Source organism: Agrobacterium sp. P15N1-A, assembly GCF_044626815.1.
Taxonomy (GTDB): domain Bacteria; phylum Pseudomonadota; class Alphaproteobacteria; order Rhizobiales; family Rhizobiaceae; genus Agrobacterium; species Agrobacterium leguminum.
This window is the reverse complement of the sequence record NZ_JBIUPF010000004.1, coordinates 215,233-241,708: the sequence shown is the minus strand read 5'-3', so window position 1 is coordinate 241,708 and position 26,476 is coordinate 215,233. Positions and strand designations below refer to the sequence as shown.

32 protein-coding genes are annotated in these 26,476 nt (G+C 59.5%); 16 read left to right on the top strand and 16 right to left on the bottom strand.

The genetic code is table 11. From position 1 onward, the window contains the following. Positions 1-158: 158 nt before the first annotated feature. Positions 159-2,066 carry a DUF882 domain-containing protein gene (locus ACIK7D_RS16210; protein WP_400156793.1) on the top strand — a complete coding sequence of 636 codons (1,908 nt, stop codon included), beginning with the start codon at positions 159-161 and terminating at the stop codon, positions 2,064-2,066. Positions 2,067-2,147: 81 nt separating this feature from the next. On the opposite strand, the gene pyk is transcribed toward ACIK7D_RS16210, so the two are convergent. Further along, positions 2,148-3,587 carry a pyruvate kinase gene (pyk, locus tag ACIK7D_RS16205; protein ID WP_127755550.1) on the bottom strand — a complete coding sequence of 480 codons (1,440 nt, stop codon included), beginning with the start codon at positions 3,585-3,587 and terminating at the stop codon, positions 2,148-2,150. Next, a complete protein-coding gene (locus tag ACIK7D_RS16200; protein ID WP_020012242.1) occupies positions 3,587-3,973 on the bottom strand; it encodes a DUF1036 domain-containing protein in 387 nt (128 codons plus the stop codon). Before ACIK7D_RS16200 ends, pyk begins: the two co-directional genes overlap by 1 nt. Before the next feature lie 291 nt (positions 3,974-4,264). Between ACIK7D_RS16200 and ACIK7D_RS16195 the strand changes: the two genes are divergently transcribed. The 3 genes from ACIK7D_RS16195 (at position 4,265) to ACIK7D_RS16185 (ending at position 5,779) form a co-directional block, all read left to right on the top strand. Next, a complete protein-coding gene (locus tag ACIK7D_RS16195) occupies positions 4,265-5,053 on the top strand; it encodes an N-formylglutamate amidohydrolase (protein WP_020012241.1) in 789 nt (262 codons plus the stop codon). Positions 5,054-5,068: 15 nt separating this feature from the next. Beyond that, the gene (locus ACIK7D_RS16190) at positions 5,069-5,374 is read left to right on the top strand and encodes a DUF1244 domain-containing protein (RefSeq protein ID WP_059755835.1); all 306 of its coding nucleotides are present in this window, start codon (positions 5,069-5,071) and stop codon (positions 5,372-5,374) included. Between the two features lie 147 nt (positions 5,375-5,521). After that, entirely contained in the window at positions 5,522-5,779 is a 258-nt protein-coding gene (locus tag ACIK7D_RS16185) for a DUF2312 domain-containing protein (RefSeq protein WP_026364047.1), read from the top strand. A gap of 42 nt (positions 5,780-5,821) precedes the next feature. Here the strand turns inward: ACIK7D_RS16185 and ACIK7D_RS16180 are convergent, their stop codons facing one another. From ACIK7D_RS16180 to ACIK7D_RS16155, 6 genes are all read right to left on the bottom strand, one after another. Then, positions 5,822-6,391: a hypothetical protein gene (locus ACIK7D_RS16180; RefSeq protein WP_059755832.1), complete on the bottom strand. Its 570-nt coding sequence runs from the start codon at positions 6,389-6,391 to the stop codon at positions 5,822-5,824. A 46-nt stretch (positions 6,392-6,437) separates the two neighbouring features. Beyond that, entirely contained in the window at positions 6,438-7,058 is a 621-nt protein-coding gene (locus tag ACIK7D_RS16175) for a hypothetical protein (RefSeq protein ID WP_127755551.1), read from the bottom strand. Between the two features lie 101 nt (positions 7,059-7,159). Continuing rightward, positions 7,160-7,285: a type B 50S ribosomal protein L36 gene (gene ykgO / locus ACIK7D_RS16170; RefSeq protein ID WP_003497670.1), complete on the bottom strand. Its 126-nt coding sequence runs from the start codon at positions 7,283-7,285 to the stop codon at positions 7,160-7,162. A gap of 147 nt (positions 7,286-7,432) precedes the next feature. After that, on the bottom strand, positions 7,433-8,509 hold the full coding sequence (locus ACIK7D_RS16165) for a 5-(carboxyamino)imidazole ribonucleotide synthase (protein WP_400156931.1): 1,077 nt from the start codon (positions 8,507-8,509) through the stop codon (positions 7,433-7,435). Positions 8,510-8,520: 11 nt separating this feature from the next. After that, complete coding sequence (purE, locus tag ACIK7D_RS16160; protein WP_400156930.1) at positions 8,521-8,988, bottom strand: 5-(carboxyamino)imidazole ribonucleotide mutase; 468 nt, start codon at positions 8,986-8,988, stop codon at positions 8,521-8,523. Between the two features lie 48 nt (positions 8,989-9,036). Further along, positions 9,037-9,240 (bottom strand): YdcH family protein, encoded by a 204-nt coding sequence (locus tag ACIK7D_RS16155; RefSeq protein ID WP_003497661.1) that lies wholly within the window; start codon positions 9,238-9,240, stop codon positions 9,037-9,039. A gap of 235 nt (positions 9,241-9,475) precedes the next feature. On the opposite strand from ACIK7D_RS16155, the gene ACIK7D_RS16150 reads away from it, so the two are divergent. Beyond that, positions 9,476-9,652, top strand: a complete 177-nt coding sequence (locus tag ACIK7D_RS16150; RefSeq protein WP_003506164.1) for a YdcH family protein — start codon at positions 9,476-9,478, stop codon at positions 9,650-9,652. Between the two features lie 102 nt (positions 9,653-9,754). On the opposite strand, the gene ACIK7D_RS16145 is transcribed toward ACIK7D_RS16150, so the two are convergent. After that, positions 9,755-10,519, bottom strand: a complete 765-nt coding sequence (locus ACIK7D_RS16145) for a sulfite exporter TauE/SafE family protein (protein WP_137453632.1) — start codon at positions 10,517-10,519, stop codon at positions 9,755-9,757. A 104-nt stretch (positions 10,520-10,623) separates the two neighbouring features. Between ACIK7D_RS16145 and ACIK7D_RS16140 the strand changes: the two genes are divergently transcribed. From ACIK7D_RS16140 to ACIK7D_RS16110, 7 genes are all read left to right on the top strand, one after another. Further along, positions 10,624-11,277 (top strand): thiamine phosphate synthase, encoded by a 654-nt coding sequence (locus tag ACIK7D_RS16140; RefSeq protein ID WP_269313234.1) that lies wholly within the window; start codon positions 10,624-10,626, stop codon positions 11,275-11,277. 8 nt (positions 11,278-11,285) lie between these two features. Beyond that, on the top strand, positions 11,286-12,386 hold the full coding sequence (locus ACIK7D_RS16135) for a tetratricopeptide repeat protein (RefSeq protein ID WP_400156792.1): 1,101 nt from the start codon (positions 11,286-11,288) through the stop codon (positions 12,384-12,386). Between the two features lie 164 nt (positions 12,387-12,550). Next, positions 12,551-13,351 carry an inositol monophosphatase family protein gene (locus tag ACIK7D_RS16130; RefSeq protein WP_035262908.1) on the top strand — a complete coding sequence of 267 codons (801 nt, stop codon included), beginning with the start codon at positions 12,551-12,553 and terminating at the stop codon, positions 13,349-13,351. 201 nt (positions 13,352-13,552) lie between these two features. Continuing rightward, positions 13,553-14,569, top strand: coding sequence for a hypothetical protein (locus tag ACIK7D_RS16125; protein WP_003520359.1), 1,017 nt, complete (start codon positions 13,553-13,555; stop codon positions 14,567-14,569). Between the two features lie 2 nt (positions 14,570-14,571). After that, positions 14,572-15,603, top strand: a complete 1,032-nt coding sequence (locus tag ACIK7D_RS16120; RefSeq protein ID WP_003520358.1) for a peptidoglycan -binding protein — start codon at positions 14,572-14,574, stop codon at positions 15,601-15,603. Between the two features lie 16 nt (positions 15,604-15,619). Next, positions 15,620-15,874: a hypothetical protein gene (locus ACIK7D_RS16115; protein WP_400156791.1), complete on the top strand. Its 255-nt coding sequence runs from the start codon at positions 15,620-15,622 to the stop codon at positions 15,872-15,874. Between the two features lie 98 nt (positions 15,875-15,972). Beyond that, on the top strand, positions 15,973-17,619 hold the full coding sequence (locus tag ACIK7D_RS16110; protein WP_400156790.1) for an FAD-binding dehydrogenase: 1,647 nt from the start codon (positions 15,973-15,975) through the stop codon (positions 17,617-17,619). 1 nt (position 17,620) lies between these two features. On the opposite strand, the gene ACIK7D_RS16105 is transcribed toward ACIK7D_RS16110, so the two are convergent. Continuing rightward, entirely contained in the window at positions 17,621-19,420 is a 1,800-nt protein-coding gene (locus tag ACIK7D_RS16105; RefSeq protein WP_400156789.1) for an ABC transporter transmembrane domain-containing protein, read from the bottom strand. A 260-nt stretch (positions 19,421-19,680) separates the two neighbouring features. Between ACIK7D_RS16105 and rpmE the strand changes: the two genes are divergently transcribed. Continuing rightward, on the top strand, positions 19,681-19,902 hold the full coding sequence (rpmE, locus tag ACIK7D_RS16100; RefSeq protein ID WP_003497640.1) for a 50S ribosomal protein L31: 222 nt from the start codon (positions 19,681-19,683) through the stop codon (positions 19,900-19,902). Positions 19,903-20,379: 477 nt separating this feature from the next. Here the strand turns inward: rpmE and ACIK7D_RS16095 are convergent, their stop codons facing one another. The 3 genes from ACIK7D_RS16095 to ACIK7D_RS16085 all read right to left on the bottom strand — a co-directional run bounded on the left by ACIK7D_RS16095 (position 20,380) and on the right by ACIK7D_RS16085 (position 22,777). Continuing rightward, positions 20,380-20,895, bottom strand: a complete 516-nt coding sequence (locus tag ACIK7D_RS16095) for a DUF1465 family protein (protein WP_035262902.1) — start codon at positions 20,893-20,895, stop codon at positions 20,380-20,382. A gap of 404 nt (positions 20,896-21,299) precedes the next feature. Next, positions 21,300-21,491: a DUF1192 domain-containing protein gene (locus ACIK7D_RS16090; protein ID WP_400156788.1), complete on the bottom strand. Its 192-nt coding sequence runs from the start codon at positions 21,489-21,491 to the stop codon at positions 21,300-21,302. Continuing rightward, positions 21,488-22,777: an MFS transporter gene (locus ACIK7D_RS16085; protein ID WP_035262904.1), complete on the bottom strand. Its 1,290-nt coding sequence runs from the start codon at positions 22,775-22,777 to the stop codon at positions 21,488-21,490. The genes ACIK7D_RS16090 and ACIK7D_RS16085 overlap by 4 nt, the downstream gene beginning before the upstream one ends. Before the next feature lie 137 nt (positions 22,778-22,914). On the opposite strand from ACIK7D_RS16085, the gene ACIK7D_RS16080 reads away from it, so the two are divergent. Continuing rightward, the gene (locus ACIK7D_RS16080; protein ID WP_003520354.1) at positions 22,915-23,070 is read left to right on the top strand and encodes a hypothetical protein; all 156 of its coding nucleotides are present in this window, start codon (positions 22,915-22,917) and stop codon (positions 23,068-23,070) included. An 89-nt stretch (positions 23,071-23,159) separates the two neighbouring features. On the opposite strand, the gene ACIK7D_RS16075 is transcribed toward ACIK7D_RS16080, so the two are convergent. After that, complete coding sequence (locus ACIK7D_RS16075; RefSeq protein WP_059755818.1) at positions 23,160-23,645, bottom strand: Lrp/AsnC family transcriptional regulator; 486 nt, start codon at positions 23,643-23,645, stop codon at positions 23,160-23,162. A gap of 161 nt (positions 23,646-23,806) precedes the next feature. Here ACIK7D_RS16075 and ACIK7D_RS16070 point away from each other — a divergent pair, with 161 nt between their 5' ends. Next, complete coding sequence (locus ACIK7D_RS16070) at positions 23,807-24,373, top strand: PCC domain-containing protein (protein ID WP_003520352.1); 567 nt, start codon at positions 23,807-23,809, stop codon at positions 24,371-24,373. Continuing rightward, a complete protein-coding gene (locus ACIK7D_RS16065; RefSeq protein ID WP_400156787.1) occupies positions 24,360-24,767 on the top strand; it encodes a PPC domain-containing DNA-binding protein in 408 nt (135 codons plus the stop codon). The genes ACIK7D_RS16070 and ACIK7D_RS16065 overlap by 14 nt, the downstream gene beginning before the upstream one ends. A gap of 38 nt (positions 24,768-24,805) precedes the next feature. Here the strand turns inward: ACIK7D_RS16065 and ACIK7D_RS16060 are convergent, their stop codons facing one another. Then, a complete protein-coding gene (locus ACIK7D_RS16060) occupies positions 24,806-25,699 on the bottom strand; it encodes a PCC domain-containing protein (RefSeq protein ID WP_400156786.1) in 894 nt (297 codons plus the stop codon). After that, positions 25,696-26,469: an SDR family NAD(P)-dependent oxidoreductase gene (locus tag ACIK7D_RS16055; RefSeq protein ID WP_174024315.1), complete on the bottom strand. Its 774-nt coding sequence runs from the start codon at positions 26,467-26,469 to the stop codon at positions 25,696-25,698. Before ACIK7D_RS16055 ends, ACIK7D_RS16060 begins: the two co-directional genes overlap by 4 nt. Positions 26,470-26,476 lie beyond the last annotated feature (7 nt).

Sequence of the window (26,476 nt, the reverse complement as noted above, 5' to 3'; positions counted from 1 at the left end):
TCGAAGGCAGATCGTAAATTCGTTAACTTCTGAGCAAGGATATCCGCTTACCGTCTATAAACCTCTTGTTAGTGGCTGATTCACTATGTAGAGGAAGGTTGTATGTGTGTGGCAATTTTGCCATCGTGTCACCGTATTTGACGTTCATTTGAGGCAATGTGACAGAAATTGTCTTCCAGGCGGGGATCGAATTGCCATATCTGCATCGGAATAACGCGCTTTCGACCAAGATCGCGCGCGGCTTGATCAAGGATATATGCACGAAGCTGTCGGCACGCGCTGTCACCTTTGCCTGCCTGATGCTCGCCGCAATGCCTTTCGTAGGTGTTTCGGCGACGGAAGCCGCCGCCGAGACGCGCAGCCTCAAACTGTATTATATCCATACACGCGAGAAGGCGGTCATCACCTTCAAGCGCAATGGAAAATATGACCAGAAAGGTCTGCAGGAACTGAACCGGTTCCTGCGCGACTGGCGTCGTAACCAGCCGACACGCATGGACCCGCGCCTTTTCGATCTCGTCTGGGAAGTTTATCGCCGCAGCGGCGCGACCGACTATATCAACGTCGTTTCGGCCTTCCGCTCGCCGGAGACCAACGGTCTGCTGCGGACGCGCACCAAGGGTGTCGCGGAAAAAAGCCAGCACATGCTCGGTAAGGCCATGGATTTTTATATCCCCGGGGTGAAGCTTGCCCGCCTTCGTGAAATCGGTATGCAGATGCAGATCGGTGGCGTCGGTTTCTATCCGACGTCGGGCTCTCCCTTCGTGCACATGGATGTCGGCGGCGTTCGCGCCTGGCCGCGCATGAGCCGTCAGGAACTCGTCCGCATCTTCCCGAACGGCAATACGCTGCATCTTCCTTCCGACGGCAAGCCGCTTCCCGGTTATGAGCAGGCGCTTGCCGATTACAAGAAGCGCGTCAGCTCCTCCTCCATTCAGGTTGCTTCCAGTGCCGGTGCCGGCCCTGCCTCATCTGGCGGCGGCAAGCGCAAGACCCTGTTGCAGGCGCTCTTTGGCGGTGGCGGTGACGAGGATGAAGATCCCGATAGCATCGCAGCGCCGGAGCCCGCGGAACGCCCGGCCGTCGCCCGTCCGGCGGCGCCGCAGCAGGCGGCTCCCGAGCCTGAACCCACCATTGCAGTTGCTTCGGCACAGGCGCTTCCCGGCGTGAACGATGCGCCGCTGCCGACGGCTCGTCCCGCCTTCGGTAACCAGCCTCCGGCCAATACAGGCCTTGCGACCGCGCTTTATTCGCCGGCCCGCAATGCCGCACAGGATGCCCTGCAGGCAGCGACCACGCCAACCCCGGCTTCCGCGCCGGCCGAGCGCCAGCAATTTGCCGATCTGGCTGAAGTATCCGTGCCGGTGCCTACACTTCTCGGGCCGCGTGGCATGAGAGGTGATGCGGAAGGATCGATCCTGACGGCTTCCGCAGATGGTGCGACACCGGCTGCGAGCGGTGAACTTGCCTCTGTTCCGGTTCCCGCCAATCGGCCGGCCGTGGCGGAAGCCCTGCTGGCGGCGGCCAATGCCGACCCTGAAGGTGAGGACGATCTCGCCGAGGCGCAGGAGGATACGCTTTCGCCGACGGTGGTTGCCGCTCTTGAACAGAGCGGCCAGGCTGCCCGCTCGCAGGTCCAGTCGGCTGCCATGCCGACAGCCGCGCCATTCCCGGCCGCCGTCAACCACAAGGTTACCGTCGCACCCGCCGAAACGGCCAAGGCCGAACCGCAGGCTGGCTTCGGTGATGCTTTCGACCTGAAGCCCGCCATCAATGGCGGCCTCAGCGCCGGCATGCCGACCAAGGGTTCGCGCCCGAGCAGGCAGGATGCCGCCGTTTCCCAGCAGGCCATGGTGGGCGGTGGACGCCTGACGCAGGATCTGATTTCGGATTGGGCGCTTAACCAGAACAAGGGTACGACCGGACGCTCGGTAAAGGCGCCGCGTGTTGTCGCCAACCGCATGCTCAGCAACGACATGTCGGCTTCCGCGACCTCGGCGAGCTTCAAGCCCGGTGCAGTGGCCATCGAATCCAGCCGCTTCAGCACACCGGTGAAGATGCACTGAGCCTGTTTTCATAAGACGGCCGAGAGGCCAACAAAAAACCCGCCGTTACCGGCGGGTTTTTTTATGCGGGATATTGAAGCTTTAGACGCCGCTCTGGCCGTCCGAGCCGATATAGGCGATGCGGACCATATTGGTTGCGCCGGGGGTGCCGAGCGGCACACCTGCGGAGATGATGATACGATCACCCGGCTTGCCGAAGCCTTCGGAAACCACGATGCGACAAGCGCGGTTCACCATGTCGTCGAGGTCGCTTGCATCGCCGGTGACGACGCAGTGCAGGCCCCAGACGACCGACAGCCGGCGGGCGGTCTGGATGATCGGCGACAGCGCGATGATCGGAACCTGCGGCCGTTCGCGCGCGGCGCGCAGGCCGGTCGTGCCCGAGGACGTATAGGTGACGATTGCCGCAAGCTTCAGCGTTTCGGCGATCTGGCGCGCGGCAAGCGAAATGGCGTCGGCGCCGGTCGGTTCCGGCTGGGCGCGCTGCGCATAGATGATATTGGAATAATAGGGGTCCTGCTCCACGGTGCTCGCAATGGAGGCCATGGTGGAAACCGCTTCGACCGGGTAGTCGCCGGAGGCGGATTCAGCAGAAAGCATGATGGCGTCCGCGCCTTCGAAGACGGCGGTGGCGACGTCTGAGACTTCGGCGCGGGTCGGCACAGGCGCGGTGATCATCGATTCCAGCATCTGCGTGGCGACCACGACCGGTTTGCCGGCGCGGCGGCAGGCGCGGGTCAGCTGCTTCTGGATGCCCGGAACGGCTTCCAGCGGCATTTCGACGCCGAGATCGCCACGGGCGACCATCAGCGCGTCGGAAAGCTCGATGATTTCCTCGATGCGCTCGACAGCCTGCGGCTTTTCGATCTTGGACATCAGGCCGACGCGGCCACGTGCGATCTTGCGAACTTCCGCAAGGTCTTCCGGGCGCTGGACGAAGGAAAGCGCCACCCAGTCGACTTCACCGGTGGCGAGAACGGCGTCGAGATCGACGCGGTCCTTGTCGGTCAGAACGCCGACGCCGAGCAGCGTATCCGGCAGGCTGATGCCCTTGCGGTCGGAAATGCGGGTGCCGGAAATGACGGTGGTGACGATGCTCTTGCCGTCGCTCTTTTCAGCGCGCAGATGCAGCTTGCCGTCGTCGATCAGCAGGCGATGGCCGGGCTTGACCGCTTCGAGAATTTCCGGATGGGGAAGGAAAACGCGGGTGTTGTCACCGGGCGTCTCGTTATTGTCCAGCGTGAAGGTCTGGCCTGGAACGAGTTCGACCTTGCTTTCGGCGAATTTTCCGACGCGCAGCTTGGGACCCTGCAGGTCGGCCAGAATGCCGATGGGACGGCCGGTACGACTCTCGACGGAACGGATACGCTGAATGAGCGTCCGCATCACGTCGTGGCTCGCATGGCTCATGTTGATCCGGAAAAGATCTGCGCCAGCAAGATGCAGCTTCTCGATCATCGCCTCTTCGGAAGAGGCCGGGCCGAGAGTTGCAAGAATTTTGACTTTGCGGTTACGCTTCATCAGTTTTGATTTCCCTGTGTGCCTGGCGTATCGGAGAGCTGGACCATCCAGCTGCCCTGTCTGCCCGTGTCATATTCCTTGAAACCCATTCTCTGGAAGCTGCGGGCAAAACAATCGTCCACGCCGTTGATCTTGAACTCGTTTTCCGCCACGCACATGTTGACGTCACCGGTCCAGCGGCCGCCATGGGCGGCGTCTTCGGCATAGAGATAATAATAACGTGACTGCAGCTCACCCTCGATCAGCGTCGCGCAGGTCGAGGAGGGGACCTGCCACCAGCCTTCGCTGACCCAGCCCTCCTGTGCCCGGTAGCCGATTGCGACCCCCACGAGGTTCTGCGTGCTGTTGCACACGCGAAAATCCGCATGCGCGGGTGCCGCGATCATGAACGGGGTCAGAAACAATGCCGCTGCGGAAAAAAGACGGGCGATATGCCGAAAGTGGCGAGGAAGAGCGAGAGATGACTGAGTCACGGCTTCCATCCGGATTCCATGGTTATAATGAACACACTTCTTGGCGTGGCCGCCCAAGAAAGTCAACGCGATTTTAATCGATTATATTGTTCGTGGGATCGTGAGTGCGATAAGGTAGATGGCTGTTCTTTCGCCGCAACTTGCGCCCGGCCTCAAGCCATGCCATCAAGCTTCTCTCCTCAATCCTGCCCCAGAAAATCATCGATGAACGACTTCATACCCTATGAAATCATAGAAGGCGATTATGACAAAGGCATGGTTCTTCTGGCGGACCATGCCATGAACCTCCTGCCGGCACACTACGGCAAACTTGGCCTTCCGCAAACCGCTTTTCATCGCCATATCGCATTTGATATCGGTATAGAGGGGCTGACGCGCTCACTTGCCGCGCGCCTGGGCGTGCCGGCAGTGCTTGGGCGGTTTTCCCGGCTGCTGATCGATCCGAATCGCGGCGAGGATGATCCCACTCTCATCATGAAGATTTCGGACGGGGCGATCATCCCCGGCAACCATCCGATTTCGGACGAGGAATGGCAGAGGCGGATCGAGATTTTTCACCGGCCCTATCACAATGCCGTGGACCGTGTGCTGACCGGCGTGGCCGAGGCCTCGGAAGAAGCGCCGCTGGTTCTGTCGCTGCATTCCTATACGCCGTTCTGGAAGGAAACGCCGCGGCCGTGGCATGCGGCGGTTCTGTGGGATACGGATCATCGCGCGGTCGATCCGCTTCTGGCGCATCTGCGGGCCACGGGCGACATCCTCGTCGGTGACAACGAACCCTATGACGGAGCACTCAAGGGCGACACCATGTATCGCCATTGCATGATGAAGGGCATACCGCATGCGCTTCTCGAGGTTCGGCAGGATCTGATCGCGAATGAAGAGGGAATCGCCGAATGGTCGGACCGGCTCGCTCCCATTTTCGCCGCAATGAACGACGATCCCGTCCTGCATGAATATCAGCTGTTCGCCTCCCGCACCGGCCCCTATTGAGCCTGGAGTTTTGCCATGACGAATGAAAACGACAATCGGCAGGTCGAATTCGAGGCGGCGGCATTTCGCCGTCTCGTGCAGCACCTTCGCGAACGTCACGACGTGCAGAACATCGACCTGATGAATCTCGCCGGCTTTTGCCGCAACTGCCTGTCCAACTGGTACCGGGAGGCAGCCGAGGAGGCCGGTGTTCCGCTCAGCAAGGAAGAGTCCCGGGAAATCGTCTACGGCATGCCCTATGAGGACTGGAAGGAAAAATATCAGGCGGAGGCGAGTGATGCCCAGAAAGCCGCCTTTGAGCAGAACAGGCCCAGGGAATAACCCCGATCGACGGAAACGACTTGACGCGACGCCTTTCAGTGGGCAGTTCACAGGCCGGAATTCTGCTGCCCGCCGGCAGCGACCGGCGAAGGCTTCGCCCGGATATAATGAACAAGGCTCGCATGCGGGCCGCCAATGAAGGATGATATGATGGACGATACCAGCACCACCGAAACCGTCGCCGCCGCAGAACTGCGCCAGATTATTGAACGGATTGAACGTCTGGAAGAAGAAAAGGCTGCCATTCAGGGCGATATCAAGGACGTAATCGGTGAGGCCAAAGGCCGTGGTTACGATACCAAGGCGATCCGCACCATTATCCGCTTGCGCAAGAAGGACGCCAACGAGCGTATCGAGGAGGAAACCATTCTTCAGACGTATATGGCTGCGCTTGGCATGGAATAATCAACGGCAAGCTGTGGGGCGCCTTCCGGGTGCGCCCTGCAGCTAAATCTTATTGTCCAAAACGTCCTTGTTGGCGATAAGAAGCTCCAGGATTTTTTCACTTACGAATTTGTGCTCTTTTGACAATTCGGCTTGGCGCTCTTCCGCGGATCGCGAAATCTCTGCAAACATAACGACTGTAAACAGAAACTCCTCGAAACCGCCTGACCGGGTCACTTCGGATGTGGCGCGTTCCGTCGTGAGAGTACGAAACAAATTGCGCTTCTCTTCGTCCGAAACGTGGAATACCAGTTTGTGTGCAAACCTGTTCCGTAAGTTATTGACTGCCCTTAGAACATTGCCGAATTCATCACGAAAATATCCCAGCGCCTGACATAGGCTGAGTTTCTCAGCGAATGATCTGTGGCCGTTGAAATATGAGGCGGGATGATCGAGATGCGTGTTCAAAACTTCAGTGACTATGTGATCCAGATAGATATGGGCGACGATGAGTTTCCCCCAATCCTCAGTCACGGAAATTCGATCTATGAACTCGCTTATATCGAAACTTGGATTGTCTCCGATGGAGTTTAAAAGACTTTCGGCTGCTTTAAATTCATTCTGCTCTGCCAAAATAAAGCCCTGCTAAATCCAATAAATAAAATCACTGGTATCGATATCAGCCGCGCGTGCCGGCCAGCTTTTCCGAAAGGTCGACGGCTTCCTTGCGGGCGTCCTTGTCGGCGGGGTAAAGCGCCAGATAACGTTCCCAGGCCTTCAGTGCCAGCTCCTCGCGGCCCGAGGCTTCGAGGATGTTGGCGAGGCTTGCCAGCGCTGGGAAATAGCGCGGTTCCCTTTCCAGTGTCAGGTTGATATCCGCCATCGCTTTGCGGGTGTCGCCATCGGCAAAATGCACCATGGCGCGGCGATAGGGCGCCTGCACATAGTCCGGATCGAGCAGAATGACCTGGTCGAGAAAATCGTAAGCGGCGGCGTTGCGCTTTTCGTCTGCGGCTTCGCCCGCCCATTGCATCAGCAGGTTGACCGTCGCGCTGCCGGAATCATTCCATTCCGAGGCGATCTGGTTGGCGATGCTGCGCGCCTTGACCGCATTCCGTTCTTTTTTCAGCGATGCGAAAAGCGTGTCGATCGTCTTGGCGGGTGAAGGCGCGGCGTCCGCAACAGCAGGCGGTTGCCCGTCCGCCGCATGGGCAATGGCAGCCATTCCCGGAAGCGGGAGGCTTGAAAACAGGAAGCCCTGGGCGAGGATGATAGCCGTGCAAAAACGATTTGGGCGCATGGGTTAAAGCTTAACCCGACTGCGCCCAATATCAAATGCAAACTTCTACTCTGTCAACAAAGTGATCCGCGAGCTTGATCGCGAACCGCAGTCGCAGTCAATCAGCCCTGACGAGCCTTGAAGCGCGGGTTCTGCTTGTTGATGATGTAGACGCGGCCCTTGCGGCGAACCAGGCGGTTATCGCGATGACGGGCCTTAAGCGCTTTAAGCGAATTCTTGATCTTCATTTTACTGGTCCGCAGTTTTGCACGGTTTCTGCCGTGCTTATTCAAACAATCAAAAGCGCGCAACGGGGCGCGCTCTTTTCGGTTGGCAGGCAGATACCCGTTTGAGCCCTGCCTGTCAACACTTGCCCGTGTCTTTGCCTTAAAAGACTAGGCTTTTCCTGTGCGCAAAAGCTCGGTCACATGGCCCATCTTGCGGCCCGGCCGTGCTTCCGTCTTGCCGTAGAGATGCACGAGACAGTCTTTTTTCGACAGCCATGCCGGCACATCATCGATGTCGTCGCCGATCAGGTTGGTCATGACGCAATCCGAATGGCGATCCGTGCTGCCGGGCGTGAGGCCCGATACGGCCCGTATATGCTGCTCGAATTGCGAGATCACGCAGGCCGCTTCCGTCCAGTGGCCCGTATTGTGAACGCGCGGCGCCATTTCATTGGCGACCAGCGAACCATCCGGCAGGACAAAGAATTCTATGCCGATGACGCCGACGTAATCGAGCGCCGCCAGAAGCTTCTCTGCCGACTCCACGGCGACCGCTTTCGCGGCATTGGAGAGCGCTGCCGGAACGGTTGATGTGTGCAGAGTGCCGTTCAGATGGACATTCTCGGCGGGATCGTAACAGGTGACGGTCCCATCCAGGAAACGGGCGGCAATGATCGAAATTTCCCGCTCGAAGGAGATGAAGCTCTCGAGAATCAGCGGCACGCCGCCGAGCGCCGCAAAAGCGCCTGCGAGGTCTTCCCCACCGCGGAAAAGACGCTGGCCCTTGCCGTCATAACCCATGCGGCGGGTTTTCAGCACGCCCTTGCCACTGAAGGCGGCCAATGCGGCCTCCAGCTCTTCCTCGCTGTCCACGGCGCGGAAATCGGCAGTTGGGATGCCACAGCCGTTGAGGAAGCGTTTTTCCGTCAACCGGTCCTGTGAGGCGCTGAGCGCTTTCGGAGGCGGATAGACGGGAACGGAGAGGCTGAGCTTTTCGGCGGCCGCGACAGGTACGTTCTCGAATTCGTAGGTTACGACATCGCAACGGCTTGCGAGTTCCGCAAGCGCGTTTTCATCGTCATATTCCGCCACGATCTGCTCGTTGCAGGCCTGCGCAGCCGGACAATCGGCCTGCGGTTCCAGTACGATGGTACGGTGGTTGAGACGGGCTGCGGCCATCGCCAGCATACGCCCAAGCTGCCCGCCACCGATGATGCCGATGGTCAGGTCGGTCGTCTTTGCCATCACTTCTGTCGTCACTGGGCGCTGTCCATGGGATATTCCGCGACAGCCGCCGACTGGCGCGCACGCCAGGCATCCAGCCGGTCGGCGAGGTCCTCGTCGATCAGCGCCAGCACCGCGGCGGCAAGAAGGGCCGCATTGATCGCGCCAGCCTTGCCGATGGCGAGCGTGCCGACCGGAATGCCGGCGGGCATCTGCACGATGGAATAGAGGCTGTCCTGACCGGACATCGTCTTCGATTGAACCGGAACGCCAAACACCGGAAGCGGTGTCATGGCGGCCGTCATGCCCGGCAGATGGGCGGCGCCGCCCGCACCGGCGATGATGACCTTGAAGCCTTCGTCCTTCGCGCCATTGGCGAAGTCATAAAGCCGGTCCGGGGTGCGGTGGGCGGAAATGATGCGGGCTTCGTATTCGATGTCGAGCGCATCCAGCGTATCGGCGGCGTTCTTCATGGTCTCCCAGTCGGACTGGCTGCCCATGATGATGGCGACGGGGGGCGTTTCTGCTGTCACGTAATGTCTCCGGGCTCAGGCGATGATATCGGGAATGACCTGGTCTTCGAGCTGGGTCATCTTGTCCTTGACGGCCAGCTTCTTCTTTTTCATGCGCTGTATTCTCAGCGCATCGCAGCTGGTCTGGATCATCGCGTTGATCGCCGCGTCATAATCCTCATGCTCCTGGCGCAGCCGCGCCAGCGTGAGCCTGATGTCCGCCTGGTCCTGATCGGGCATCTCGTCATCCCCATTTTATGCCAGCCGGAGAGTGTCCGGCGCGTATGTCATCCGTTCTGGAGGCTCTATCATCAAATCGCGGTAACGGGAAGTTATCCCTTGCGACCAAATTGCCCACTTATTGCCTTCATTTCGCCTTCGACAAGCCGGTCGATCCGTGTCACATTGTCGTCGCAAACCTGAAACTCCAGCGATGGAGAGCTGGAGGTAGGTTCAAAAAGGAAGGACGTGCCGCATGACCATTCAGGCTCATATTGCATCGCTCGAAAAGAAACACGGTGCTCTGGAGGAGGAGCTCGAAAGTATTCTTGCTTCCCCGTCGTCTGACGATAGAGAGATCGCGGACCTTAAACGTCGAAAACTGCGCCTGAAGGATGAACTGCAGAGGCTCAAGGCCTCGACAAGACATTGATTTATGCCAGATCGCGACCCTCGATGAATGAGGGGTCGACGGTCTGAGCCTTTCGAGCTCTGGCGGCGAAAACCTGCTGCCAGAGCTTTTTTATTGTCGGATTTAGAACGGTAGTCCATCCCACAGCAGTTTAAGTGCCGCAATCAGCGCCATGGCATACATGAGTGGGTAAAACACCGCCGGTTTCAGATATTTCACCACCCTGGCGCCGGCAAGCGTCGCCAGCATCGCCACCGGCAGCAGGCTTGCCGATGTCTTGAGGTTGGTGGCGTCCAGCGCGCCGAGCGCGAAATAGGGAATGAGCTTGATCGCATTCATGATGGCGAAGAAGCGCACGCTCATGCCGGTATAGGTCTTTGGATCGAGCTTCAGCGGCAGAACATAGATCTGGAAGGGCGGACCGCCCGCATGTGCCACGAAACTGGCATAACCCGACAGGCTGGACCAGAGGGTCGCAGCCGCCGGTCTTTGCGGCTTGGCCGGAATTTCCTGGCCTTTGCGGCTTTTGAAGCTCTCATGGAAATAACGGAGCACGAACAGGATCGTGACAGAGGCGACGACGAGGCGCATGGCGTCCGCGGAAATGAGGCTCGAGGTCGCCCAGCCGAGCGCGATACCGGCGATTGCGCCCGGCAGCATGATGAGGAGCGTTTCCCGGTGGTTGTGATGCCGCCAGGCAAAAAGCGCCACGATATCCATGACGATCAGGATCGGCAGGAAGATGGCCGCCGCCTGCACCGGCGATACCGCAAGCGCCATCAACGGCACGCCCATAAGGGCGAGAGCACCGCCCAGCCCGCCCTTGGAAAGGCCGACGAGCACGACTGCGGGGATGGCGACGAGATAAAAATGAAAATCGGTGAGCATGGATGGACGGTTGATCCTTTCGCCGGTCCGGTTTATCGGATTTGTCATATGAAAACGAGTGCAGATTGCGCGGTAAGCGTCTTCTGTCTGAAATGGACGAACCGATGACCCTAGTTGAAGATCGTTGCCGCCTTGTCCTGATCGTTCCGCAATCGGACGACGCGCAAAAGCAGGCGACAGAGGTGGAAGACGCATTGCGGGGCGGCGATGTCGCTTCCGTCATCATTCCGCAATATGGTCTGGATGACGCCGCTTTCCAGAAACGCGCCGAGCTGATCGTGCCGGTTGTCCAGAAGGCAGGTGCGGCAGCGCTCATCGCCGGTGACAGCCGCGTTGCCGGTCGCGTGAAGGCGGACGGTCTGCATGTGGCTGGCAATGCCGAGGCGCTTGCCGAGGCCGTGGAAAAATTCACGCCGAAGCTCATCGTCGGCGGCGGCAATGCGGATGACCGTCACAAGGCGCTGGAGCAGGGCGAGGCCAATCCGGATTATGTGTTTTTCGGAAAGCTCGAAGGCGACATCAAGCCGGAAGCGCACCCCAAAAACCTGGCGCTTGGCGAGTGGTGGGCCTCGATGATCGAAATCCCGGCGATCGTCATGGGTGGTACGGATATTTCCTCGGTGGTTGCCGTGGCGGAAACCGGTGTGGAGTTCGTGGCGATGCGCAGCGGTGTTTTCGATAATGCTACTGGCGCTGCCCAGGCCGTTTCTGAAATCAACGCCCTGCTTGACGAAAAAGCGCCACGGTTTGACGGTTGATACAGGCGATGATCATGCGCTCGGTTCACCTCTGCCTTTCCGTTTCGCTGCTGGCGCTCGCTTTCGGCGCGCCGGTGGGTGTCGCTTTAGCCCAGTCCGGGCCGCAGAGCGAAAGCAATGCGCTGTCCCGCCAGCTGGAAAATGAGGCTCAGCCTACCCGTCAGGGCAGGGTGCAATCCGAAGAGCAGAAGGACTTGCAGCCATCGGCAGGCGTGAATGTCTATCAGCGCATGGGCGCGGAATTGCCGGCGCTGCCGCCTGAAAAGGAATTCAAGGGCCGGGTGGACGAAGCTTACGGGCATTTCCAGCGCGGCGAATATGTGCAGGCGCTCGACAAGGCGCTGAATCGCGCGCAGAACGGTGACGCAGCCGCCCAGACGCTGGTGGCGGAAATGATGTCGCGTGGTCTGGGCATCGCCCGTGACGAGAAGACCGCCGCTTTCTGGTACCAGCAGGCGGCTCAGGGTGGCGATCCCGTCGCCATGTTCAAATTCGCCCTGATCCTGATGGAAGGCAAATTCGTCACCCGCGACAAGGCGAAGGCCGACGACTTCATGCGCCGTGCGGCGGAAGCCGGCAACGCCTCTGCCCAGTTCAACTGGGGTCAGATACTGGTTTCGGAAAATCCCGGCGCCAAGGGCCTGTTGATGGCTTTGCCGTTCTATGAGAAATCCGCGGAACAGGGCATTGCCGATGCGCAATATGCGGTGTCGCAGATTTACTGGTCGCTCAAGGATGTGCCGGCCGAGAAGAAGGCAAAGGCGCGGGACTGGCTGACACGGGCCGCAAAGGCTGGATACGATACCGCGCAGGTCGATCTCGGCATCTGGCTGGTCAATGGTTTCGGCGGCGAGCGCAATCTGGATGAAGGCTTCCGCTGGCTCTACGGCGCGGCCCAGCGCGGCAATGTCGTGGCGCAGAACAAGGTGGCGCATCTTTACATTCAGGCGCTCGGCACCCGGCCCGATCCGGTCGAAGCGGCCAAATGGTATGTGCTTTCCCGCCGCGCCGGGCTGAAGGATCCGTCTCTCGAGGACTTTTATCTCGGCATCACCGACGAGCAGCAGAAGAAGGCGATTGAGGCGGCAAATCGTTTCCGCCCGACGTGATGGAAGGGTGGCCTTGCCACGCTGACGCTGACCCATGGGCTTTTTGCCTTGAATTTCCGCGCGTTTTGTGGTCTTGAACCGCAAACTTTCAATTCAAGAAAATAATGACGTGCCTGCCCGGTGAGCTTCCGGGCGGTTCGCAAGCTTTCCAGGAAACAACATCGATGGCCCGTTCAGCCCTTCTCAATGTCATGGTTCAGGCCGCCATCAAGGCGGGTAAGTCTTTGTCGCGTGACTTCGGTGAAGTGCAGAACCTTCAGGTCTCGGTCAAGGGACCGAGCGATTTCGTCTCGCAGGCGGACCTGAAAGCAGAGAAGATCGTGCGCGATGAGCTGATGAAGGCCCGCCCGACCTATGACTTCCTGGGTGAAGAAGGCGGCGAGGAAAAGGGCACGGACGGCGCACATCGCTGGATCGTCGATCCGCTGGATGGCACCACCAACTTCCTGCACGGCATTCCGCATTTCGCGGTTTCCATCGCGCTCGAGCGTAACGGTGAAGTCGTCGCCGGCGTGATCTTCAATCCGGCCACCGACGAACTCTACACTGCCGAGCGCGGCGGCGGTGCGTTCCTCAACGATCGCCGCATCCGCGTCGCTGCGCGCAAGGCGCTGACCGATTGCGTCATCGGCTGCGGGGTGCCGCATCTCGGCCGGGGCAATCATGGCAAGTTCCTGGTCGAACTTCGCCACGTCATGGGTGAGGCAGCCGGCATCCGCCGCATGGGTGCGGCTTCGCTCGACCTCGCTTATGTCGCCGCTGGTCGTCTCGACGGTTTCTGGGAAGCCGATCTTTCGCCCTGGGACATGGCGGCAGGTCTGGTGCTGATTCGTGAAGCCGGCGGTTTCGCCTCCGACATCAAGGGCGGCACGGATATCTTCGGCAGCAGCTCCGTCGCTGCCGGCAATGAATATATCCACAAGGCGCTCGTTGAGGTCGCCAACCGTCCCATTCCGGGCCGCTGATTGGTTTTCGGCGGAAAACCTGCCGTTTTCTGCAAGTTTTAGACGCCCGGCGAATATTCGCCGGGTGTTTTTCTTTTCCGTCACCCGGTTCAAGGCTGTTTTCGTGAAACGCCTGTGACGAAAGACCGGCTTTTCGCTTCAAATCGTCGCAATTTTCAAATAGCTTCCGCTGGATAGCTGACCAGAGGGAATGCGAACGTTATGGCGGATTCGGAGCTGCTCGATCTTGGCGTCGAGAAACCGGTGACCACACGGCAATACAGTCACAAGCTGTCCAGCCCGACACCGTTTCTCTGGACGATGGTTCTGTTTCTGATCCTCGTGGGCTTCCTGGCGGCCATTCTTTACCGGCAGGCCCACACCGCCTTCATGACCAATCCGGGGCTCAACGGCTTCATTCTCGGCGTGCTGGCCATCGGCATCATTCTGGTGTTCACGCAGACGATGAGCCTGCGTTCCGAAGTTCGCTGGTTCAATGCCTTTCGCGCTGCCGGCAGCGTCGAAAAGGTCGGCCGTGCGCCCAAGCTGCTTGCGCCGATGAGCACGCTGATCGGCAAGCGCGGCGAAGTCCGGCTTTCTGCCGTTACGCAGCGGACGATCCTCGATTCCATCGCGACGCGCCTCGATGAGACGCGTGACACATCGCGTTATCTCGTCGGTCTGCTGGTGTTTCTCGGCCTGCTCGGCACCTTCTGGGGCCTGATCGGCACCATTGGCGCCATCAGCAATGTCATCCAGTCGCTCGATCCGAGCGCCGGCGACAGCAACGATATTCTCGGCTCCCTCAAGGCCGGCCTGACCGCGCCGCTGGCGGGCATGGGAACGGCCTTTTCCTCGTCGCTGCTCGGTCTTTCGGGTTCGCTGATTCTCGGCTTCCTCGATCTTCAGGCCGGTCGCGCCCAGAACCGTTTCTATACCCAGCTTGAAAACTGGCTTTCCTCGGTGACGGATACGACGGAAGGGCCGAGGGAGTTCAAGGGCGAACCCGGCGCCGTGGTCAGCACCGAGCGTTCGCTTGCGGCCATGACCAGCCTTGCCGAAGGCATTCAGGGTCTGGTCAAGAACATGCGCAGCGAACAGCAGATGTTGCGAGACTGGATCGAAGCGCAGCAGGAAGAATCGAAATCGCTCCGCCGCACGCTCGACCGGCTGTCGGCGCGGATCGACAGCGACACGAAATCTTCCGGACGCACCCGGCACGATAACGGGAGCGAGTAGCCATGGCGCTTGCGCGCAACCGCCGCCGCGACAGGGGTGTGGATTATTGGCCGGGTTTCGTCGATGCGCTGTCGACGCTGCTCATGGCCATCATGTTTCTGCTCACGGTCTTCGTGCTGGCGCAATTCGTGCTGTCGCGGGAAATCACCGGCAAGGACGAGGTGCTGACACGCCTCAACAGCCAGATCGCCGAGCTGACCGAACTTCTGGCCATGGAAAAAGGCAACAAGCAGGATATTGAGGACGCGCTCGCGAGCCTGCAATCCACCCTTGCCGCATCCGAAAACGAGCGTTCCCGGCTGCAGGCGCTTCTCGATGCGGGATCTGGCAGCAATGCGAATGCCAATGCCCGGATCGGCAGCCTGACCGGTGAGCTGGACGAGCAGCGGCAGGCCAATTCCCGCGCCTCCGCACAGATCGAATTGCTCAACCAGCAGATTGCGGCGCTGAGAGCGCAGATCGCTTCCGTGGAGGCCGCGCTTCAGGCCTCGGAAGCCAAGGATGCTTCTTCTCAGGTCAAGATCGCCGATCTTGGCCGCCGCCTCAATGTCGCGCTGGCGCAGCGGGTGCAGGAACTGAACCGCTATCGCTCCGACTTCTTCGGGCGGCTGCGCGAAATCCTGTCGGACCGCGAAAACATCCGCATCGTCGGCGACCGGTTTGTCTTCCAGTCCGAAGTGCTCTTCCCTTCCGGCGGCAATGAACTCAACCCGGAAGGGCAGGCGGAGATGGAGAAGCTGGCCGTCGCGCTGCTCGATCTCGCCAAGGAAATTCCGGCGGAGATCAACTGGGTGCTGCGCGTGGATGGCCATACGGATAATGTCCAGCTTTCCGGTTCCGGGCGTTACCGGGACAATTGGGAGCTTTCCTCGGCCCGCGCCACCTCGGTGGTGAAATTCCTGATCTCCAAGGGCGTGCCGGCAAACCGGCTGGTCGCCGCCGGTTTCGGCGAATATCAGCCGATTGCCGAAGGCGATACGCCGGAAGCACGGCAGCAGAACCGCCGTATCGAACTCAAGCTTACCGAGCGCTAGCACTTATGGAGAATGCATGACGTTTCCAAATGAGCCTTACGCCATTGCTCAACTGGCAATGTCGCAGTTGAAGTCGGCCATTTATCTCCTGCTGAAGGACGCCAAAAGCGACGGGCTGAAGAATTCTGAAATCGGTCGTGCGCTTGGAATCTACACGGGCCATGTGGAACACGAAGGCCATATTTCACGGACTTTGTTGTCGATTATGGAGGCAGAGGGCGTGGTAGAGCAGAATAAGGAAACAAAGCTTTGGTCACTTAAAAAATTTTAGCCACTTCAAGAATTTTATCTCCAACATTCGGGGCGCCTGCGATAGTTTCTAAATTTACGTTCGCGTAAAAGTAATTCCGTCATATCTGGGAGGGGCTGATGGAAGGCTATGATGTGATCGTTGTCGGCGCGGGGCTTGCCGGTCTGGTGGCGGCAACCGAGGCGGCTGAGCGGGGTTTAAGCGTCTGCGTCGTGGATCAGGAGGGTGAGCAGAACCTTGGCGGGCAGGCCTTCTGGTCGCTGGGCGGTCTGTTTTTCGTCGATAGTCCCGAACAGCGCCGGATGCGGGTGCGAGACAGTCTCGATCTTGCAAGACAGGACTGGTTCGGTTCGGCCGGTTTCGACCGTCCGGAGGATTATTGGCCGCGCCGCTGGGCGCAGGCCTATCTCGATTTTGCTGCCGGTGAGAAACGCGAATGGCTGCACCGCATGGGCATGCGCTGGTTTCCCGTTGTCGGCTGGGCCGAGCGCGGCGGCAGCCTTGCCCACGGCCATGGCAATTCCGTTCCACGTTTCCATGTAACCTGGGGCACGGGTCCGGGCGTACTTGCACCTTTCATCCAAAAGGCGAAGGCCATGGCGGCAACCGGCCGGCTGACTTTTCGCTTTCGCCACCGGGTTGATCGTCTGGAGATCGCCGACGGCCGGGTGACCGGCGTTTCGGGTGCTGTTCTTGCAACCGACCCCGTGCAACGCGGACAGGAGAGCAGCCGGGAAGAGCGGGGCGATTTTATCTTCGCCGCTGCGGCGGTTATCGTCAGTTCCGGCGGTATTGGCGGCAATCAGGAACTGGTGCGGCGCAACTGGCCGGTGGAACGGCTGGGCCAGCCTCCTGCCAGTATGGTCTGCGGTGTTCCCGCGCATGTGGATGGCCGCATGATCGCCATTACGGAAACGGCCGGCGGAGCCGTCATCAATCGTGACCGCATGTGGCATTATACCGAGGGCGTGAAGAACCACGATCCGATCTGGCCGGGTCACGGTATCCGGATCCTGCCCGGCCCCTCGTCCTTCTGGTGCGATGCGGATGGAAACCGCCTCGCCGCCCCCGCCATGCCGGGTTTCGATACGCTCGGCACGCTAAAAATGCTGGGCGAACGCGGCAGCGGCTATAGCTGGTTCATTCTGACCAAGGCGATTATCAAGAAGGAATTTGCGCTTTCAGGCTCGGAGCAGAATCCGGATCTGACCGGCAAGGATATAAGGCTGCTGCTCAAACGGCTGGGCAAAGAACCGCCGGGACCGGTGCGTGCCTTCATGGAGCGCGGCGAAGATTTCGCCGTTCGGGATACGCTCGAAGAACTCGTGACAGCGATGAATGCCATCAGCGGCGACGACCGGCTGCATATAGACCATATCCGCCGGCAGATAGAAGCGCGCGACCGCGAAATCGAAAACGGTTTCAGCAAGGATGCGCAGGTAACGGCCATCCACGGCGCGCGACGTTATCTCGGCGACCGGCTGATGCGGACGGCAAAACCGCACCGGTTGCTCGATCCGGCAATGGGGCCGTTGATTGCCGTGCGACTGCATGTGCTGACGCGCAAGACGCTTGGCGGCCTTCACACCGATCTTGAAGCAAGGGTGCTGGATGCTGCCGGCGCGCCGGTTCCGGGCCTTTATGCCGCCGGCGAAGTGGCGGGTTTCGGTGGCGGCGGCATGCATGGCTATAATGCGCTGGAGGGCACATTCCTTGGCGGCTGCCTGTTTTCCGGCCGCGTTGCGGGGCGCAAAGTGCTGGCGTGATCTAGGCCTGGGCGCGCAATTCGTCCGGCCCGGTCTGGAATTGCAGCCGGGCGAGCCGCGCATAAAGGCCGTTCTGGCGAATGAGGCTCTGATGTGTGCCTTCTTCGATGATGCGGCCTTCATCCATCACCAGAATACGGTCAGCCTTCAGCACGGTGGCGAGGCGGTGAGCGATGACGATGGTGGTGCGAGTTTTCATCAGCTCGTCGAGCGCCTTCTGAACCAGCGTTTCGCTTTCCGCATCCAGCGCCGAGGTGGCTTCGTCCAGCAGCAGGATTGGCGCATCGCGCAGAATGGCCCGGGCAATGGCGATGCGCTGGCGCTGGCCGCCGGAAAGCGTCACGCCACGTTCACCCACCTGCGTATCATATCCGTCGGTGAGACGTTCGATGAAGCTGTCGGCCTGTGCGGCGATGGCGGCGGCGCGCACTTCCTCGCGTGTCGCGTCAGGTCGGCCAAAGGCGATATTGTCGTGGATGGAGGAGGCGAATATCGCCACATCCTGCGGAACGATGGACAGGCGCGCGCGCAGATCGGCAAGGGTGACCTCGCGAATATCCGTGCCATCGACGGTGATGCGGCCCTGCTGCGGATCGTAAAAGCGCATCAGCAGCGAAAAGACCGTGCTCTTGCCGGCACCGGAAGGTCCGACGATGGCGACGGTTTCGCCGGCGCTGACCTTGAAGGAGAGGCCGGAAACGATCGGCCGTCCTGTCGCGAGCGGATAGACGAAATCGACATTCTCGAATTCCGCCTCGCCGCGCGGCGGCTGCGGCATGGCGACGGGCGATGTGGGTTCTGCGACGGGCGAGTGCTCGTTCAGCAGTTCGGAAAGCCGTTCCGCCGCGCCACCCGCCTGCGCCAGTTCACCCCAGACTTCCGAGAGCTGACCGAGACCGCTTGCCGCGATGACCGAATAAAGCACGAACTGGCCGAGCGTACCGGCCGTCATAGTGCCCGACAGCACGCTTTGCGCGCCATACCAGAGAATGCCGACGACGCTGCCGAAGACCAGCGCAATGGCGACGGCGGTGAGGATGGAGCGGGCGCCGATGGCGGCGCGTGCGCCCTGATAGGCGGCTTCCACGGAGGCGCCATAACGGGCATTTGCCAGCACCTCGGCATTAAAGGACTGCACGGTGCGGCTCGCCGCAATCGTCTCGGAAGCATAAGCGGCGGAATTGGCCAATGTGTCCTGCGTGGTGCGGGAGCGGGCGCGAACCGAGCGCCCGAAGGCGATCAGCGGAAAAACGATGAAGGGAATGGCAAGCAGCGCAAGGCCGGAAAGGCCGGGGCTGGTATAGATCATCATTGCCACCGCGCCGCAGCACATGATGATGTTGCGCAGCGCCACCGAGGCGGACGAGCCAAAAGCCGAGCGAATCTGCACGGTATCGGCGGTTAGCCGCGAGGTGAGTTCGCCTGATCGATTGCTATCGAAAAACTGCTGCGACAGGGTGGTGAGATGGGCAAAGACATCGCGGCGCAGATCGGCGACGACCCTTTCGCCGATGGTCATGACGTAATAGTAACGCATGGCGCTGGCGAGCGCGAGGACAACGGCAATCGCCAGAAGCATGGCGAAATAGCTGTTGATCATGCCGCCATCCGGCGTCTGGAAACCGTGATCGATAATGCGGCGAACGGCAAGCGGCAAGGCAAGTGTCGTGGCGGAAGAAAGCACGAGAGCGAAAAGGGCGGCCGCCATCAGGCCGCGATAACGCCGGAGATAGGGAAACAGGCCAAGAAGCGGCTTCAGGCTTCTTTGTTTCGCCGCTTTCTGCTCGTCAATGTCTGCCACGTCCTCTATGCTCCTCATTCCCTGCCGTTTTGGGCCTTTTGTGGGTGAATTTCCGGTGTGCGGTAAAATTCCCGCCTCTTTGGCCATCTCCTTTCACAAGGGGATAGCAGGCTCTTGTTATCTGGGCGACCTTCATGTATAGGCTCCGCATCGAATTGGGAAGCCATAGCCCATCTGGTCTATGGCTTCATTTATTGAAATGGCTCAGTTGACGCAATTGCGGCAAATGGACCGCACGTCACTTAACCAGGAAGATTGTCATGAAGGCTGATATCCATCCCGATTATCACACGATCAAGGTGGTCATGACCGATGGCACCGAATACGAAACCCGCTCCACCTGGGGTTCGGAAGGCGCCGTCATGAACCTTGAAATCGACCCCAAGTCCCATCCGGCATGGACGGGCGGCAACCAGCAGCTTATGGACCGCGGTGGTCGCGTTTCCAAGTTCAACAAGCGTTTCGGCGGCCTCGGCCTCTGATCCTCTTGCGGACGGATCGTTTAAAAAAGCCCGGTTTTTCCGGGCTTTTTTGTTGCCATTTTTCGACCGGATTTGCTTCAGTGTGATGCAACAGCTTTGTTGATAGCGGCCAGAGACCTTAAATTTTACGGGTGCATGGTTTGATCAATCGCAGGCAGCGGCTCTCGCAGCGTCATCATGGATGTATGCCGGAGAGTAGTCATCAAAGCACCGGTCAATCTTTTCGTTTATATCCCAGAATTCTTTGCCGATAATAAAAGTGACAATTAGTAGGGCGCATCCGGACGTAGCCATAATATACTTAAGGATACGCATTTTCACTCCCATTATTGTACTGTAGATGTGTACTAAAATATGAAATGTGGCGTGACGATGAAACTTATTGTTTCATGCCTCGATATTTCTGCTTTCTCCCAAAAACAAAAAAGCAGGCCGGTGAGCCTGCTTTTCAAATTGTCCGGATAAGGTCGTCTTTTCTCAGTTGATCGAGAAAGCCGTGCGCAGGAGGTTTAGCTGCGCCTGGACGCTGTTTTCATTGTCCGGCACCTTGGCGGCTTCGGACGGGCGATAGATTTCGCGGTCGAGCAGGGCGATGCGGTTCTGGAGACGCAGCGAGCGCTCGATAAGATCGCGGAAGGACTCCGGCAGGTCGTTCCAGCCGGGTGCGTTGCGGTCGACGTTGAAGCTGTCGAGTCGCACCTTGTTCTTTTCGTTCAGAACCTGATCGCGCGTCATTTCACCGTTGTTGACGGCGCGCTGCAGAAGCAGCCAGGAGGCCATCTGCATCAGGCGGGTGGTGAGGCGCATCGATTCCGCCGCATAAAGCACCGACGCCATGCGCGGCAGCACCTTGGAGGCGGCGCGGCCGGCGCCGTCGAGATAACTTGCCGTTTCCTCAACCAAGGTCATGCCTTCGGTATAGAGGGTCTTGAACTGGTTGGAAGCAGCCGCGCGACCCGCAAAGCTTATGGTATTTAAAACCTGTTCCGACATTTTCTTTAAATCCCTGCTCACGCACCACACTGTCAGGCAACGACGACCCGGATATTTTGTTCCGGCCTTTAGTGTTTTCAGGATGGTATCTTTACCTGAAATGCGCAAGGCAATTATTAAAGAAGGGTTAATACCCACAGTTTTACGGAAACCGGCCAGCGGCAAAAAAAGAGCCGCGAAAGCGGCTCTCAAGGTAAAACAGGGAGAAAAATCAGACCAATTCGCCGTATGGAGAAGATGCCTGAGGTCCAGAAGAACTGGACATGTATAGTAATCTCTCAGAAAGCTTAATTTTTGGTTAATGGTAAACGAAAGACTGCCCCGTAATATTCATTTTCGGGCGCTGGCTGAGCAGTAGCTTACGGCAGCGGAAGTGCAGTCGTGTGTCTATTCTGCAGTGCGCATCAGGATCGGAAGAGATTTTCCGCCGCCTGCCTTCCGGCGGATTTCCGTGTCCTCTCCTCTTCGAGTCGGGTGATTTCGGTTTGCAGAAGATCGATACGGCTGCTCAGCTCGTCCACGGAAAGAAGGCTGAGATCGCCACCGATCTCATGCACTGCCGGTTTTTGCGGACGGTCATCGTCAAAGAGGCTCATATGCCTGCTCCTTTTTCCACATAGTCGCCATCGTCGCCTGGATATTGCGGCGCGCGCGGGTCAAGCGCAATACTTTCCGGCGTGACGAGCGGTGAGGGCGTCGTTGGCATCATCGTCGAGAAATTGTCTTTTTCCTCGGTCGAAAGTGCTGCGCGCCGGCGGCTTCTGATGATGGCATAGGCGGTGATGAGCAGATGCGCCACAGCCGTCACCAGAAACAGCGCATAGGGGCCGAAATGGGTCATGATCGCGCCGCCGAGCGTCGGGCCGATGATGGTGCCGATGCCGTAAAGCAGTAGCAGACCACCGGAAACCTTGACGAAGTCTTCCGACGCGGCGAAGTCGTTGGCATGGGCCACGGCGATGGGATAGAGCGCATTGGCGGCGGCGCCATAAATGGCGATCATGGAAATTAGCACATAGACATCATGCGGCTGGACCACCGCGACAGCCAGGCCGGCGACAGCGCCAAGCCCGGCCAGCCCGGCCAGCACATAGCGGCGGTCTATCCGGTCTGAAAGCCGGCCTGCCGGAAATTGCGCCAGCGCACCGACGAAAATCGTGACGGACACCATGATGGCGATCATGGTCGGGTCCAGCCCTGCCCGCGCACCGAAGACGGCGCCGAGCGTACCGTAAGCGCCGTTGGCAATGCCGATCATCAGAATGCCGATGAAGGAGACCGGTGAGTTGCGGTAAAGGGCAGGCAGATCCAGCTTCACCTTCTGCAACGGCTGTGGGCTCGCCGCTTTCGAAAGCGTGGCCGGCAGAATGGCGATGCAATAGATGATGCCGCAGATCATGAACAGCGAGGTATTGCTGATATCGCCCATCGGCACGATCATCTGCCCCGCCACGACGCCGAGCAGCGTAATGGCGATATAAAGCGAGAAGATCATGCCACGACTTTCATTGGTGGCGCGCTCGTTCAGCCAGCTTTCGATGATCATCGAGGTTCCGGCCGTGCAGAAACCGGTAAGCGCACGCAGCGCGATCCATGAGGTATCATCGATAATAAGGCCGGTCATCAGCACCGTCAGGCACACCAGCGCCACGAAGGACCCGAATGCCCGCACATGACCGGCGCGGCGCACGATGGCAGGCGCGACAAAGCAGCCGACGACGAATCCCGCCGCCCAGGAGGTGCCCAGAAAGCCGAGAATTTCATTGGAGTAACCTTCCGCCGAACCACGCACCGGCAGCACGAGGCCCTGAAGGCCGTTGCCGAGAAAAAGAAACAGAGTGCTGGATAAAAGAGCGAATACGGGTAGAAGATTTCTGCTCATGAAAACACTCTCATGCGTTCGGACGGACGGACGGACAGGTCATAGGACGGGCGTTACCCGAATGAGTTGCACTCTTCTGGTGAACGGTAAAAATGTCCAGCCTGTGACGATGCAGAAATAAAGAAAAGGCTCAATAAATGACGAAGGCGATCGGCCTTTTTTTACTGCTGGCCATGGTGGTCCAGATCATCCGGCCGCTTGGTCTGCCGGGCCTGAAAAAAAGAGGCGATTGCTGGAAGATCGCGGTTGCCGCCTTTGTCATCTGGTCGGTGACGCTGCTTCTGCGCCCGTAACGAAAAAGCCGCCCGTCGGAATGGTTTCAAAGGCTGGCAAAGTGCAAAAACCTCTCCACCGTACCATTCCTGTCCCCGGTCAGACCCATTCAGCCAGATGGAGGCTCGGCATCGGGCACGACTGACAATGTGTGCTTGAGGCACTTAAGTGCGAAACAGGAGCGGGAATGGCGCACACCCTCGATTTTGTAAAGCTTGCGGCGCAGAAATTGCTCGTAGCCTGCGGTTCCCGCCACCGCCACCTTGATGAGATAATCATATTCGCCGGTTGTCAGATAGGCTTCCAGCACTTCGGGAAGAGCGGCCATGGCTTTACCGAAACGTTCCAGAACCTCATCGTCGTGACGTTCCAGCATGACCTCGATGATCACCGTCTCGGTCAGTCCCAGATGGGCTTGATCGAGAATGGCGGTATAGCCGCGAATGACCCCTTCGTCTTCCAGCCGCTTGACGCGCTGCCAGCAAGGGCTGGGCGACAGCCCCACCTTTTCCGATAGTTCCGTATTGCTCAGCCTGCCGTTCTCCAGCAGGGCCCGCAATATTTTGCGGTCAATTCTGTCCAGCGGCTTCGTCATGCCGGCCTCCCTGAAATATATCGCAAAAAAATCTGCCGTCCGTGGGGCCGCTCGCGAAAGAAGTGTTTTCCGAAGAGCACTTTGGCGGCGCCATTCGAAAGCACCTTTGGCTGGTCTTTGAGTACCGTACTGCAAGGTACAGGCAGCAGGGAGGAGCAGGCATGGCACCCACACGGCAACAGCATTTTCCAAGGCCGAGAACGCTGATACACCCCGGTATTTCTTCGCCGGTGCGTATCAACAGCCTGCGCTCGCCATCTGCGCGCCATATGCGGCTGTTCATCGCGCCGGGGTGCAGCCTCTACGATGGGATCGTGCGGTCTTTGGCCGAAAACGGCATCGAAAATGCCTCGTTGACCATTCTCGGCGGTTATTTCGACATCCTGTCCTATTGCGTGGCTCCACCCGATCCCTCCGGCAGGGCGGTCATCGCCTATACGAAACCCATCGATGCCGGGGCGGCCTGGCTGGTTTTCGGCAACGCCACGCTGGGGCGGAGCATGAACGGCGAGCCGATCGTGCACTGCCATGCCGCCATGCGGACCGCGGCGGGTGTGGTCAAAGGCGGCCATTTGCTGACGGAATCCTGTATCGTCGGAGAAGGCGGCATTTCCGCACTTGTGACCTCGCTCGACAGTTTCGTGCTGCAGCAGTCCTTCGATCCCGAAACCAATATTCCCCTTCTTCAACCCAGAAACCGCACGGAGCGCGCCGATGAACACGCATAACACTGTCGAATCCGGCTCCATGGGCCGCGTGGCCTATGCCCGCATCGCGCCCAATGAAGACCTCGTGCTCGGCGTCGAGAAACTGTGTCTGGCGGAAGGTTTCCGCAACGCCTTCGTGCGCGGCGCGTTGGGCAGTCTGGTGGATGCGTGCCTCGGCACCCGCAGCGGCGCGTTTTTGCAGATAAGCGGTCCTGCCGTTGAGATAGTTTCGATTGCCGGTGAGGTACGCGCCCAGCCCGATGGTTCCCTGCGCGCCGCGCTGACCGGCGTTGTTGCCGATACCGATGGCGCGATTTACGGCGGTCCCTTCATCGCCGGCGCCAACCCCGTGTGCATGACCTTCGAGGTGACGCTGGAAGAATGGTTGCCTGCGGAAAAGCCGCAGGCGGCGTGAGGTACGGTAAGGCGGGCGGTGGAGTTGCACGGCGCAACTCATGCGGCCGCCCCCTGTCTTTCGGTCAAAAGCAGTTCGAAAGTGACGCAGACCGGGTTTTTGCCGCGCACCAGCCGCCCGCCGCTGATCTGCGTGGTAAGATCGACCATCGCAATATCCAGCATTGCCCGTTCGCCACCTGTGGCGGAGGGGTGGATGTGGCCATTGCGGATGAGGATTTCGCTGGCATAGGCGGTGAGGCTTGTTCCGTCTTCATAATCCGCACCGATCAGGCTGCCGATGCCATTGACCTCGGCCTCACGCAGGTCGAATTGTCTGCAGGCGGCTTCAAGCGCCGTGCAGATATCGGTATTGGGCCGCACTGTGCATAGCAGCGCCCGGAGCCCTGCATCTTTTCGGCTGCGCGGTTGCGCGATGGGCGTGAAGAGGGGGAAATTGGTTTCCTCATCCTTTTGCACGTCCAGAATTGCACCATCCAGCGCCAGCGCCTCAAGCGGCGTTTCCCCGGCAAATTCGGACTCCAAAGGCAGCAGGTGCCCCATGGATAGAACGCCTTCGGCACTTTTCCACGAACCATGACAGTGCAGGAACGGCCGACCGTCGCGTCGCCCCATATGCAGGCCGGCATCGATGATCGTGCCCCCCGGCATGGAGAATGTTTCGCTATACCAGGCGGCATGGGCGTCATCGGGTGCGGCTGCGGGCATCACATAGTGCAACCGCTTCATCGGCACGTTTTTCAGTCTGACATAACCGCCATCGAAACCCTGTTCGACAAAGGCCTCGGCAATCGCCTCGTTGACGCAGACGCCGGGTTTGGCATTCAGCGTGACAGGGTGGGCGTGGCAGCCGACGACGCGGAAGCGTTCGGGTGTTGCCGGCCCCGGATGGACGATGCTGCGCGGAAGCCCCTCCGGGGGCATTATCGTCATACCGCAAGCCCTGCGGTAATGAAGCCTCCATCCACGGCCAGCACCTGTCCGTTGATGTAGCTCGCGTCGTCCGACACAAGGAAAGCCACGGCAGAGGCGATTTCGTCCGTCCTGCCATAGCGGTGCATGGGAACGCGGCTGTGCCACTGGCTGCGAACATTCTCCGTATGAACCGCCTGGGTGAGGGGGGTATCGACGGGGCCGGGCGCAATCGCATTGACGCGAATGCCCGATTGCCCCAGCTCGTTTGCCATAACCATCGTCAGAAGATTGACGCCGCCCTTTGAAGCGCCATAGGCGCTGCGGCCACGATTGCCGCACATGCCGGAAACCGAGCTGATATTGACGATCGAACCGGAAATTGCGCGATCCAGCCAGTAACGCGCGGCGGCGCGGGCCACGGCGAAACTGCCGACGAGATTAACGTCAACGATACGACGGAACTCTTCCACGCTGGTATCGACGGAAAGCTTGTCGATACCGATGCCGGCACTGTTGACGACGGCCACCAGATCAACGGCATGATCGGTGCCGCCTGCCGTCAAGGCGGCGAAAGCTTCCTCTATCGACGCTTCATCCGCCACGTTGCAGACGATGCCGCGCGAAGCATCGATGCCAAGTTTTTCGCAGGCGGCATCCAGCGCCTCACGCTTGAGATCCAGTAGCCATGGCTGCCAGCCGCGCGCCATCAACAGCTGCGCCGTGGAAAAGCCGATGCCGGATGCGCCGCCGGTGATGGCGACAGCGCCTTTCATCTCTCTCTGTGTCATACCGTCT